Consider the following 11,723-nt stretch of genomic DNA (forward strand, 5'->3'; position numbering starts at 1 on the left):
GGTCGTTGCTATCGCTACGCCTTCACACAACCTGAACGCAAGATCACGCCGCAACTGCTTTTGGCACGATGCTTACATAACGACGACCGAAGGCGCCTTTGACTTCGAACTTGATCACGCCTTCGACTTTAGCGAACAGGGTGTGATCCTTGCCCATGCCAACGCCGTAACCAGCGTGGAATTGGGTGCCGCGCTGACGCACGATGATGTTGCCCGGAACGATAACCTGGCCGCCATACATCTTCACGCCAAGGCGTTTGGCTTCTGAGTCGCGACCGTTACGGGTACTACCACCAGCTTTTTTGTGTGCCATGAGTTCAATTCTCCTAGTGAGGAATTAGGCTGAAATTAAGCCTGAATACCGGTGATTTTGATCTCGGTGTACCACTGGCGGTGGCCCATACGCTTCATGTGGTGCTTACGGCGACGGAACTTGATGATGCGGACTTTATCGTGACGACCTTGGGAGATCACTTCAGCCACAACGGTAGCGCCGGCAACAACTGGAGCGCCGATGTTCACGTCGTCGCCATTGGCGACCAACAGAACGCGATCAAAAGTAACGGATTCGCCAGTGGCGACTTCCAGCTTTTCGATCTTCAGGTATTCACCTGGGGCGACCTTGTATTGCTTGCCGCCAGTAACGATTACTGCATAAGACATGGTATTTCTCCGAAAATCCTGCTCACCCAGCTCTTTATAGGAAGAGGTATTGGCTGGCATGGCTGCATGAGGCTGGAAAGGCTCCCATGCAATTGCGTAAGGCAGGTGCTGCCCAGGAAAGTTAGGGTGCGCGATTGTACGCAAGCCTTGAACGCCTTGCAAGCGGCGTTATGTCGAGCCTTGACAGGGTGGGGCCTGCAACCTAGCATGCCGCGCAACCCTTCTGGAGCACGTCTCGCTGATGCAACCCCAAGCCTTCTACCGCGCTGTGGCGGACGACTTTACTGCCGTCGACCACATTATCAAGAAGCAGCTGACATCGCGCGTGCCGCTGGTCTCGAAAATCGGCGACTACATTACCTCCGCCGGTGGCAAACGCCTGCGTCCACTGCTCGTGCTGCTGTGCGGCAAGGCACTGGGCAGCGGCGGCGACGACCTGCGTCTGCTGGCGGCCACCATCGAATTCCTGCACACCGCGACCCTGCTGCATGACGACGTCGTCGACATGTCCGGCATGCGTCGTGGCCGTTCGACCGCAAACGCCATGTGGGGCAACGCCCCGAGCGTGCTGGTCGGCGACTTCCTTTATTCACGCTCGTTCGAAATGATGGTCGAGCTCGGTTCGATGCCGGTCATGCAGATCCTGTCCAAGGCCACACGCGTCATCGCTGAGGGCGAAGTCCTGCAGCTGTCGAAGATTCGTGATGCCAGCACCACCGAAGAAACCTACATGGAAGTGATTCGCGGCAAGACAGCGATGCTGTTCGAAGCCTCGACCCACAGCGCGGCGGCGCTGGCCAAGGCGAGCCCTGAGCAGAGCGAAGCACTGCGCACCTTCGGCGATCATCTGGGCATCGCATTCCAGTTGGTGGACGATCTGCTCGACTACCGCGGCGATGCAGAAACCATGGGCAAGAATATCGGTGACGACCTTGCAGAAGGCAAACCTACCCTTCCGCTGATCTACACCATGCGCGAAGGCACGCCTGAACAGGCTGCACTGGTGCGTCAGGCAATTCAGAAAGGCGGCCTGGAAGATCTGGAAAGCATTCGCGAGGCTGTGGAGAAGTCCGGTTCGCTGGATTACACCGCTCAACTCGCCCGCGACTACGTTGCCCGCGCCATCGCCTGCCTGGACGCCCTGCCCGCCAGCGAATACCGCGACGCGCTGATCGAGCTGAGCGAATTCGCAGTCGCCCGCACGCACTGATCTGTCCCGGCCCCCAACAGAAGCCCGTCCATGCGACGGGCTTTTTGTTGGGGGAACATTCTCAGCCCCGTAGCAGTGCGGCTTGCGGTGGTGGCGTGTCAGTAATCGCAACGCCGGCGAGCCGGACGGCTACAGGGATCCAGCAGGCGGAAAATTGAACGACCTGCGAAAATGCGAATTAATCTCAAATAGATCCTTGCTATTCCTCAGGTAAGAATTATTCTCATTGAAACCTTTCAAGGAGAACGAACATGACTTATCTGATCGACGCCTGGCTGGATCGGCCACACCCTTATCTGCGAATCCTGCATCGCGAAACTGGCGAGGTGTGTGCGGTGCTGGAAGAAGATGCGCTGGACGAATTGCGAGATCAGGGCGACCTGGACGTCCACAGTCTTAGCTCAACAGAGCCGGGGATTCAAAAGGAGATGGTGCGCAGCCTGTTTCTGTTCTGCTATGCGCGAGCGTTGCGCCCGGCGTGTGAACTGCATTGATGATCGGCATGGAACCGACATTACCGAGTGAACTTCGCGAGTCCACTCGGCAACGAACTGCGTAAAGCTTAAAGCTTGTCGCTTATAGCTGGCGCAAATTACAGAACGTCGAGCAGCTCGACGTCGAACACCAGGACGCTGTGCGGCGGGATGCTGCCAACGCCTTGCGCGCCGTAGGCCAGTTCGCTAGGAACGTGCAGACGCCATTTGCTGCCGGCTTTCATCAGTTGCAGCGCTTCGGTCCAGCCTGCAATCACGCCGCCGACCGGGAATTCAGCAGGTTCACCACGATCGTAGGAGCTGTCGAACACAGTGCCGTCGATCAGCATGCCGTGGTAGTGAGTACGCACGTTGCTTTCGCGGGTTGGCTGAGCGCCTTCGCCTGCGGTGATGACTTCGAACTGCAGGCCCGACTCCAGAGTGGTCACGCCTTCACGCTTGGCGTTTTCGGCCAGGTATGCGACACCTGCGCCAGCGGCCGCTTCAGCCTTGGCAGCTGCTTCGGCTTGCATGATTTCACGAATGACTTTGAAGCTCGCCGCCATTTCTTCCTGGCTGACGCGGCTTGGCTGGCCAGCGAAAGCGTCGGTCAGACCGGCCAGGATCGCGTCCAGGTTGACACCCGGTGGCGGGTTGTCGCGCAGTTGGTCGCCCAGCTGACGGCCGATACCGTAGCTGACGCGCGTTTCGTCGGTGGACAGATTGACTTCGGACATGACACTGCTCCGCTTGAAGAACGCCCGCAGGCGCCCTGAACTAAAAGGCCGAGCAGCCTAGCACATCTGGTCATTCGTCCCTAGGCGGGCAATATCGGGTCACCATGCAGAACGAATGGAAATCGGCACCCGGACGGTCTGTTCGTCAGTGTCGTGGATGCCGCACATTTCATCGTGAACCACTGCGTGCACCAGATTGAAGGGCATGGGCGTAACCGAATGCAGCACATCACGCGCATGTTCGACCGAGCGCAAATGCAGGGTTTTGCCATGAGCGTCGTTGAGGGGGTGGGCCGCGCCATGCATGCGCGCCTCGAGCAGGTAAATCCCGCCTTCCATAGAGATCAGATTGAGCTCGTCAATCCGACCGGCATGGGCGTGGGTGGTGAGTTCCTGGAGGTTCATGAGCGGATTCCGGACTTCGGTGAGCGAAACACAAGTCTCGCTCACTCTGGCCGGAGTACAAGGTTTGCGCAGTGCCGTTGGTCTTTTCGATTTCGACAGAATCTCAGCGAGCCTAGCGTAGCAGCCCGGCTTGCCGGCGGCAGCGTCTTCTACATCGCTACCGCCGGCCAGCCGGACTGCTAAAGAGAGAGATCGACTCAGGGCATCAGTGCTTGGTCAACTTGTCCAGATAGCCCATCGCAAACGCCGACACAACGAAGGTCATATGGATAATCACGTACCACATCAGGTATTGGGGTTCGATGTTTTTGGCGTCCATGAACACCCGCAGCAGGTGGATGGACGAAATGGCAACGATGGAGGCCGCGACTTTCATCTTCAGCGACGAAGAGTCCATCTTGCCCAGCCAGCTGAGCTTTTCCTTGCCCTCGTCGATGTTCAGTTCCGAGACGAAGTTTTCGTAACCGGAGATCATCACCATGACCAGCAAGCCACCGACCAGTGCCATGTCGATCAACGACAGCAGCACCAGGATCAGGTCCGACTCGGCCAGCGAAAACACATTGGGGATGACGTGAAAGATTTCCTGAAAGAACTTGAGCGCCAGCGCCAGCAGTCCCAGAGAGAGGCCAAAGTAGATCGGCGCCAGCAACCAGCGCGACGCGTACATGGCATTTTCGATAAAACGTTCCATTGAAGCTCACAGTTAATTGAAAGCCCGCGAGTATAGGGCGAAGGTCGTGTAGCACAAGCCATTGCGACAAGACTTGAAACAATTAACTTGTGAGGAAACGCTCGACGAACTCCACGCAACAACTCTGTATGACAGAAAAACAGGCGCGGCTTTCGTCGAGGTTGTACTGCATGTCAGTTGGCCGGAGAAGTTCGCTGGCCATGGGACGCGTCACCATTGATCCGTCGCAACTCACCCTGTAGATGAACACTCCAGATCGGTATTTCTTCCGCAGTCTGATAACCGTGCAGTGCAAGGCTTTCGGCGATAGCGTCCAGCACCGACTCGGCAGCGACCGGACCATGGAAAGGTCCTTGGGCCTTGAGCGCGGAAGGTTGTTCCCCGGACATCCCGGCGGCGAATAGCAAAGTCCACATGCCGTTGTCACCGGACAGGGGGCGAATCACACATTCGATACGGGTCACCAGACCCAGGCATTGGCGAGTAAGACAGAGGCTGCGCGGCATGGCGAAGCTCCTCATTTATTGCAGTATTCATTCCCTCGAACCGCTTCGGAAATGCGTCAGTCCATTTGACAACTGCTGCATGGCGACAATATCGAACAAATACCCCGCAAGAAAAGAGCGAAAACAAAAAGGGCGCCGAATGGTCATTTGGCCATCAGGCGCCCCGATTAGTTGACGTCAAACAGTCAACTTTTCAGTTCCGGCTGTAATTGTGGCGCCTCTTTTTCGAGCTCTTTAAGGTCCTCTTCGCTGAGCATTTCCGCGATGTCGCGCAGACGATCAACGACCCGGCCATTCACCGAGTTTTCCGGGAATTGCCCGTCTTCATCCGCTTCGCCAACAGGCTCGCCGACCAACAGGCTCAGCGCCTCGTCGACCTGACGCACTGCATAGACGTGGAACTGCCCGGCGCGCACGGCCTGCAGCACACGTTCGTCGAGCATGAGCGTTGCGACGTTCGCCTGGGGGATGATTGCACCTTGATCACCTGTCAGACCTCGCGCTTCGCAGAGTCGGAAGAAGCCTTCAATCTTCTCGTTGACCCCGCCCACGGCCTGCACTTCACCGAATTGGTTGATGGAACCGGTGATCGCGAAGCATTGCTTGAGCGGCGTTTTCGAGAGCGCTGAAATCAGGGTACAGACCTCGCCCAGCGACGCGCTGTCTCCATCCACGTAACCGTAGGATTGTTCGAGTGCGATGCTCGCGGAAATCGCCAGCGGGAACTCCTGGGCATAACGGCTACCGAGATAGCCGGTGAGGATCATCACGCCCTTGGAGTGGATCGGCTGACCGAGGTTGACCTCACGCTCGATGTCGACGATGCCGCTGCCGCCCGGATAGACCGTGGCGGAGATCCGCGCCGGCACGCCGAAGGCAGAATCGCCGACTTCTAGCACGGTCAGGCCGTTGCACTTGCCGACCGCAGCACCCGAGGTGTCGATCAGGATGATGCCCGCCAGCATGTCGTCCAGAATGCGCGCCGACACTCGACCGGTGCGCGTCGCCTTGGCCTTGAGCGCGCGCTCGATATGACCGGCGTCGGTGCGTTCGTCGTTGGCCAGACTGCGAATGAAATCCGCCTCGCTCACCAGTTGAAACAGATCGCCGATCCGCGCTGACAAGCGCCCCTGATGCTCGGCCAGACGTGCGCTGTAGGTCGCCAGACGCGCCACTGCATCGGCCGTCAGCGGCGCCATACCCTCCTCCGAGGTTCGGGTTTTGAGCAACTGGGCGAACTGCTCCAGGCTCTCGTCGACCATCGGAATGTCTTCGTCGAAGTCCACCAGTACCCGGAACATCTCCTGGAAGTCCGGATCGAGGTCTTGCAGCGTGTAGTACAGCGAGCGCGCACCGATGATGATGACTTTGACCTGCAACGGAATGGTCTGCGGCGTCAGGGTGACGGTAGCGATGCGGCCCAGCTCGCCCAGTGGCGATTCCATCTTCAGCTTGCGCGATTGCAGGGAGCGCTTGAGCGCATCCCACACGAAGGGCTCGCTGAGCATCTTCTCGGCTTCGAGAATCAGGAAGCCGCCGTTGGCGCGATGGAAAGCCCCCGGACGCAACTGGCGATAAGTGGTGTAAAGCGCGCCCTGATCAGTGCTGTATTCGATGCGCCCGAACAAGTTGTCGTAGGTGGGGTGCGGCTCGAAGACCACCGGCGCACCGCCGCTGGCTGAATGACCGACCACCAGGCTTGGGCAGTATTGCTCTTCCAGCAGCTTGCGCGCCTGAGCATCGGTCTTGCTGTCGTCGACCAGTTGCTCGACCACGGTTTTCAGCAGATTGACCTGCATGGCCTGCAAGTAGGCGCAGACGGCAGCGTTCTCGGCGTATTGCTCGCAGAGCGGTGCCAGCAGTGGCTGCAAGGCCAGAATGATGGTTTCTTCATTCAGCTGGCGCATCTGGTTGTTCGATTCTCGCTTCCACTGCGGCAGGCTGGCGAGCTCTTCGTTCAGACGCTCTTCCAGTGCCGAAATATCGTTGTGGAAACGCTCCCGATCAGCCTCCGGCAACTGCGAGAACTCGGCCTCGTCCAGCGCCTTGCCTTCCAGCATCGGGGTGAAGGCGATGTTGGTGCTGTCGCGATACAGCGCAATGTCCTTCTCCAGTGCCAGACGCTCGATGACGTCCAGCGCCTTGTCGTAGCGCTGGTTGAAGGCGCGGTCAATGGCGCTTTTCTTCTGCTGGTAGGACGGATGCTCGAACACTGCAGGAAAGGTCGACAGAAGATTGTCGATCAGTCCGTTTATGTCGGCCATGAACGAACTGGCGCTTCCCGGCGGTAATTCCAGGGCGCGTGGCTCGCGCGGCTCATCGAAATTATTGACGTAGACCCAGTCGCACGGGGTCTGCATGCGCTTGCCCTCGGCCTTGAGGTAGCGCTTGACGAAGGAGAAGCGGCCGGTGCCGGGCTCGCCCATGACGAACACGTTATAGCCGGGGCGCGGCATGGCGACCCCGAACTGTAGAGCTTCGACCGCTCGTTCCTGGCCGAGCACGCCGCGAAAGGGTTCCAGATCGTTGGTTGTCGTGAAGCTGAACTGTTCAGCGGAAAAGGGACGGGTCAGCGCCTCAGGCGCAAGTCGCAAGCTGGCAGCAACAGGATCGGGCATCGGACATCCTTACATCAGGCGGGGCAGATGGGGGCATTCTGGCGCTCGCCGCACCAGACTGGCAAGGCAAGAACCACCGGAATATTTTTTTGACTGATGAACATTCCTACAAGCATTTACGAGCCGGACTGCATACAACAAACCGTAATAAACCACGGAACGATCAGATCGTGCCTAAACTCCAAGTTGCGCGGTCGGTAACAATTCGAAGAACCGGCCCGACCTGGCGCCCGTATCGGCCAGGATCCGACCCTTGGTTGAAACAACAGAGACTAAAGCTATGAAACGGATTCTTCTTGGTACTCTCTTCGCCGCTGTGTCCATCAACGCCATGGCTCAAGCCCCTGGCGGCCCAGACTGCGGCTGGGGCAACATGCTGTTCGAAGGCCAGCGCGGCACGCCGGCCCACTTCCTCGCTTCCACCACCAACGGCACCTCCGGTAACGCCACCTTCGGCATGACCTCAGGCACCAACGGCTGCTCCACCAACAGCGCGCTGACCTACGGCGGCAAATCCTGGATCGCCATGAACGGCATGATGGACGAGCTTTCCAAAGACATGGCGATGGGCCAGGGCGAAGCACTCACGACCTACGCGGTCGTGCTGGGCGTTGCACCGGAAGACCGTGCGCATTTCGCCGCAGTCACCCACGAGCACTACCAGCAAATCTTCAACAAGGCTGACGCCACTGCTGAAGACGTTCACACCAACACCATCGACGTACTGAAAAACGATCCGGCTCTGGCCAAATACGCAACCCAAGCCTAAAGTCGAGTCAACCTGCCCTCTGCACGCAGAGGGCAGGACTTCACTGTTCCTGACGACCCCTGACTAGTTGCCTCTCTATGCTCAAACGCCTTGCCTGGCTGGCGCTCTGTGTCTGCGCCCCGCTGTATGCCGCGCCTCACGTCGAAGATGATCGTTTGCAGCAACTGGCCAATTCCAGATTCTGGATTGCCATCGGCCATTACGAAGCCGGCAAGCTCGGTGGCTGGCGCAGCTATGTCGACGACCCGAAATTCTTTCTCGCTGTCGATGGTGGCCACGACCCCAAGGCCGAACTGGCAGCGACCCTCGAAGCCATTTACCGGCCCGTAGTGAAAGGCAAGGAAGACGCCCATCCGCAATGCGTCTACCCCTCGCGCACGCGCTTTCTGCGCAATGAATTGAAGCTGACCGATCTGCCCGCAGTGGACTGCAAGGAGTTCAACAAGTGGTTCTCTGACGTGGCGCCGGACAGCACGGTGATGATCTTCCCAGCCGCCTATTTGAACAGCCCCTCGTCGATGTTTGGCCACACTTTGCTACGCATTGATCAGGCAGACGTGCAGAAGAACAACACTGCGCTGCTCAGTTACGCGATCAATTTCGGCGCCTACATCGAAGGCTCGGACAACAGCATCCTGTATGCCTGGAAAGGGCTGATGGGTGGCTATCCAGGGCTGTTCGCGCTGGTGCCGTATCAGGAAAAACTCTCCGAATACCGTAGTCTCGAGAACCGAGACCTGTGGGAGTACCGCCTCAATCTGACGCCTGAAGAAACCCAGCGCATGGTCGAACATGTGTGGGAACTCAAACAGATTCGCTTCGGCTATTTCTTCTTCGACGAAAACTGCTCCTATCGATTGCTGGAGCTGCTGCAGGTCGCGCGCCCGAGCCTGGACCTTACGCCGCAGTTTCGTCTGACCGCGATTCCCACCGACACTGTGCGCGCGGTCAAGGACGCCGGCCTGGTGGAGAAGATCGACTATCGGCCGTCCAGGGAGCGCGAATTGCTCAGCCGTGCCGAGCCGCTGAACCACGACGAGAAACAGTGGGTATTGAAGGTCAGCGCCGATCAGCAACAGATGCAAACCCCTGACTATCTGGCACTGCCGAAGGATCGTCGGGCGTTGATTCAGGACGCGTCGTATCGCCTGGAGCGTTATCGCGCCAATGGCCAGGAACGCGATGCCGCGCGCTCGCAGCGCAGTTACGACTTGCTGCGGGCGATCAGCACCAATCCGCCGCCTGCCTTGGAAATCGAACGTCCGGGGTTGCCGGAAGACGGCCACGAATCGCGCACCTGGCAATTGGGCGCCGGCACGCGGGATGACAAGGCATTCGCCGAATACGGCCTGCGCATGGCGTATCACGATCTGAACGACAACGCTTACGGCTTCCCGCTGGGGGCGCAGATCGAAATTCTTCAGCTCAAACTGCGTCAGTACGAGGACAGCCGCTGGCAGGTGCAGCAGTTGGATCTGGCCACCATTCGCTCGCTGACGCCGCGCAACGAGCTGTTGCAACCCTGGTCCTGGCAAGTGGCGGGCGGCCTTGAGCGTGTGCTGGGCAAGCACGGTGACGAAAATCTGGTCAGCCACGTGAATGGCGGCGCCGGCGGCACCTGGAAGCTGGGTGAAGATGTGCTGGGCTTTGCGCTGGGCACCGTTCGGATTGAGCACAACAATGATTTCGATGCGTTCGTGTCACCGGCAGCAGGGTTCAATACCGGGGTTCTGTGGCGCAATCCGCTGGGCAATTTCAGCTTGGAGGCCAAGGGCGATTACTTCACCAACGGCGAAGTGCGGCGCAATATCAGTCTGAATCAGCAGTGGGAATTGTCGCGAAATCTGGGGCTGCGGCTCAGCGCGCAGCGGGAATTCAGCCAGCTGAGTTCGCCGGTGAATGAAGTGATGCTGGAGTTGAAGTGGTATCACTATTGAACGCGACGCACGTGGACAGGAGGTGACCACCCGCAGCCGCACGGCTTGCCGGCGGTGGCGATTCTGAGAACGTCACCGCCGGCAAGCCGTGCGGCTACAGGTAGTCGGTGGGAGTCAGGCAGTTTGATGTGAACTGGCATACCGCCTTCGCGAGCAAGCTCCCTCCCACAGGCTACAAGGTGGACTGACTGAGGCTTTTCAAGCCACTTTTGCGCCGTAACCTTCCTCCACAATGAGGCCGATGATGTGTTCAGCCGCCAACTGGCTCTGCACCTTGACCTCCCCCTTGCCCAGATCTACCTGCACCTCGGCTGCCGGGTCTTCGCCTTTGATCGCGTTGGTAACGGCGCGGACGCAGTGTCCGCAGGTCATGCCTTGAACGTTGAATACCTGCATGAGATGACTCCTCGGTTGAGTAAAGATCGCTGAATGACGGCATCTTCGACCTTCCCACCATGGCAAGGTCAAGTTTCTGTTGAATCTGCCGGGCTGGTATTCCGCGAGCCTCTGGGCCAAAGTGTTTCATCGACGAATATCAGGAGAATCGGCAATGCGCTGGTCAGGCTTTCGCATCGCAGGTTTTATCGGCCTCTTGGCTTCCGCATCCTGGGCGCAGGCCGACCAGGATTACGGCGTACTCATCATTTCCCGCGAGCGGCTGGAAGTCGCCACGTCCTGCGAGATCGGCATTTATATGCAGGATCAGCTGGTCGGGCGTCTGTTCCAAGAAGAGTCGCGCTCCTTCAATCTGCCAGCAGGCGATCTGTCGGTGCGGCTGCGCGTGTTGCCGGGCCAAATGCCGGGTTGCTCGCCGGGCATTGAAGCGCAGAACAACACGCGGCTGCACATCAATGCCGGAGACGTGCTCAAGTACCGGATCGCGTCGGGACCCAATGGCATGTATCTGAAGAAGGCTGATCTGAATTATTGATGGCTAAAGCGCTGGGTCGGCTTGCTGACGGAAGCGCTGTGTCAGTTACATATGTGTTGGCTGGCAGTCAGCTATCGCTGTCGTCGTGACCTCCGACGTCTCCCACAGATTTCGTGTCGTTCTCAAAATCCGGGCACCCCTCAAAACCTGCGACTCGTTGCCTCCCCATCGTTGTCCCGAGACGAGTCTGTGTCGATCTCAAAATCCCGGCTCTCTGCAAAACCTGTGGGAGACGCCGGAGGTCACGACGGCAGCGATGGCGGAATGTCGGTGAAAATCCATTTCCTGCAACACATCTCCCGGTTTGTAGCCCCTTTCTTACAGCCTTCTCTCTTTCTTGCGAGAGACATTTCCTAGAAACTTCCACCCGCTTGTGCCTCGTGATTTGTCTCTCTAGGCTGCGTCCGTCGCTGAACATCAGCGACCGGGTTTAGCAGCCTGAATGACGTTACGTAGCATTGCGACACCACCGTTATGGTGGCTTTGCGCGGGGCACTTTCGAGTGCGCTGGATTTGCTCCGTATCCGGTCTGCTAACCCGTGTCAAAGCCACCACCTGATTCGATAGCAGCGAACCATGCGGTGGCTCCACCTCACGGAGATACACGCAATGCTCAAAATCACCCCCGACCCACCCGCCCCAACCATTGAAGAATCCCTGGCCCACCTCTCCGATCTGTTGCGCTGTGCCAAGGCCACCGCGTACGAGAGCGCCGACTGCCTGAATGGCAGCAAACGCGACCTGGCGTTTTCCGTCGTGCACCTGCTGTCTCTTATACAC

14 protein-coding genes are annotated in these 11,723 nt (G+C 58.5%); 6 read left to right on the forward strand and 8 right to left on the reverse strand.

All coding sequences use genetic code 11. From position 1 onward, the window contains the following. Nucleotides 1–43 precede the first annotated feature (43 nt). Both rpmA and rplU read right to left on the reverse strand, forming a co-directional pair. On the reverse strand, nucleotides 44–313 hold the full coding sequence (rpmA, locus tag BWR59_RS16385) for a 50S ribosomal protein L27 (RefSeq protein WP_081566677.1): 270 nt from the start codon (nucleotides 311–313) through the stop codon (nucleotides 44–46). Between the two features lie 35 nt (nucleotides 314–348). Further along, nucleotides 349–663, reverse strand: coding sequence for a 50S ribosomal protein L21 (gene rplU, locus BWR59_RS16390; protein ID WP_007950961.1), 315 nt, complete (start codon nucleotides 661–663; stop codon nucleotides 349–351). Nucleotides 664–904: 241 nt separating this feature from the next. On the opposite strand from rplU, the gene BWR59_RS16395 reads away from it, so the two are divergent. After that, complete coding sequence (locus tag BWR59_RS16395) at nucleotides 905–1,873, forward strand: polyprenyl synthetase family protein (protein WP_081566678.1); 969 nt, start codon at nucleotides 905–907, stop codon at nucleotides 1,871–1,873. A 251-nt stretch (nucleotides 1,874–2,124) separates the two neighbouring features. Continuing rightward, nucleotides 2,125–2,367, forward strand: coding sequence for a hypothetical protein (locus tag BWR59_RS16400; RefSeq protein WP_081566679.1), 243 nt, complete (start codon nucleotides 2,125–2,127; stop codon nucleotides 2,365–2,367). Between the two features lie 98 nt (nucleotides 2,368–2,465). Here the strand turns inward: BWR59_RS16400 and BWR59_RS16405 are convergent, their stop codons facing one another. The 5 genes from BWR59_RS16405 to BWR59_RS16425 form a co-directional block, all read right to left on the reverse strand. Further along, complete coding sequence (locus BWR59_RS16405; RefSeq protein WP_081566680.1) at nucleotides 2,466–3,083, reverse strand: FKBP-type peptidyl-prolyl cis-trans isomerase; 618 nt, start codon at nucleotides 3,081–3,083, stop codon at nucleotides 2,466–2,468. 99 nt (nucleotides 3,084–3,182) lie between these two features. Then, nucleotides 3,183–3,488 carry a DUF6482 family protein gene (locus tag BWR59_RS16410; protein ID WP_081566681.1) on the reverse strand — a complete coding sequence of 102 codons (306 nt, stop codon included), beginning with the start codon at nucleotides 3,486–3,488 and terminating at the stop codon, nucleotides 3,183–3,185. A gap of 205 nt (nucleotides 3,489–3,693) precedes the next feature. Beyond that, nucleotides 3,694–4,182, reverse strand: coding sequence for a TIGR00645 family protein (locus BWR59_RS16415; RefSeq protein WP_081566682.1), 489 nt, complete (start codon nucleotides 4,180–4,182; stop codon nucleotides 3,694–3,696). 173 nt (nucleotides 4,183–4,355) lie between these two features. Next, the gene (locus BWR59_RS16420; protein ID WP_081566683.1) at nucleotides 4,356–4,688 is read right to left on the reverse strand and encodes a hypothetical protein; all 333 of its coding nucleotides are present in this window, start codon (nucleotides 4,686–4,688) and stop codon (nucleotides 4,356–4,358) included. Nucleotides 4,689–4,873: 185 nt separating this feature from the next. Beyond that, nucleotides 4,874–7,306 (reverse strand): ATP-binding protein, encoded by a 2,433-nt coding sequence (locus tag BWR59_RS16425; protein WP_081566684.1) that lies wholly within the window; start codon nucleotides 7,304–7,306, stop codon nucleotides 4,874–4,876. Between the two features lie 280 nt (nucleotides 7,307–7,586). Here BWR59_RS16425 and BWR59_RS16430 point away from each other — a divergent pair, with 280 nt between their 5' ends. Both BWR59_RS16430 and BWR59_RS16435 read left to right on the forward strand, forming a co-directional pair. Continuing rightward, nucleotides 7,587–8,075 (forward strand): DUF3015 domain-containing protein, encoded by a 489-nt coding sequence (locus BWR59_RS16430; RefSeq protein ID WP_081566685.1) that lies wholly within the window; start codon nucleotides 7,587–7,589, stop codon nucleotides 8,073–8,075. 77 nt (nucleotides 8,076–8,152) lie between these two features. After that, nucleotides 8,153–10,012 (forward strand): DUF4105 domain-containing protein, encoded by a 1,860-nt coding sequence (locus BWR59_RS16435; RefSeq protein WP_081566686.1) that lies wholly within the window; start codon nucleotides 8,153–8,155, stop codon nucleotides 10,010–10,012. Between the two features lie 198 nt (nucleotides 10,013–10,210). Here the strand turns inward: BWR59_RS16435 and BWR59_RS16440 are convergent, their stop codons facing one another. After that, nucleotides 10,211–10,408, reverse strand: a complete 198-nt coding sequence (locus BWR59_RS16440; RefSeq protein WP_081566687.1) for a cation transporter — start codon at nucleotides 10,406–10,408, stop codon at nucleotides 10,211–10,213. Between the two features lie 154 nt (nucleotides 10,409–10,562). On the opposite strand from BWR59_RS16440, the gene BWR59_RS16445 reads away from it, so the two are divergent. Together BWR59_RS16445 and BWR59_RS32825 are read left to right on the forward strand one after the other, a co-directional pair. After that, complete coding sequence (locus BWR59_RS16445; protein WP_081566688.1) at nucleotides 10,563–10,943, forward strand: hypothetical protein; 381 nt, start codon at nucleotides 10,563–10,565, stop codon at nucleotides 10,941–10,943. A gap of 609 nt (nucleotides 10,944–11,552) precedes the next feature. Further along, nucleotides 11,553–11,723 (forward strand): DUF3077 domain-containing protein (locus BWR59_RS32825; RefSeq protein WP_081566689.1); only part of this gene is annotated, 171 nt, incomplete at its 3' end.

It is taken from the genome of Pseudomonas sp. Bc-h (assembly GCF_002080045.1).
Lineage (GTDB): Bacteria > Pseudomonadota > Gammaproteobacteria > Pseudomonadales > Pseudomonadaceae > Aquipseudomonas.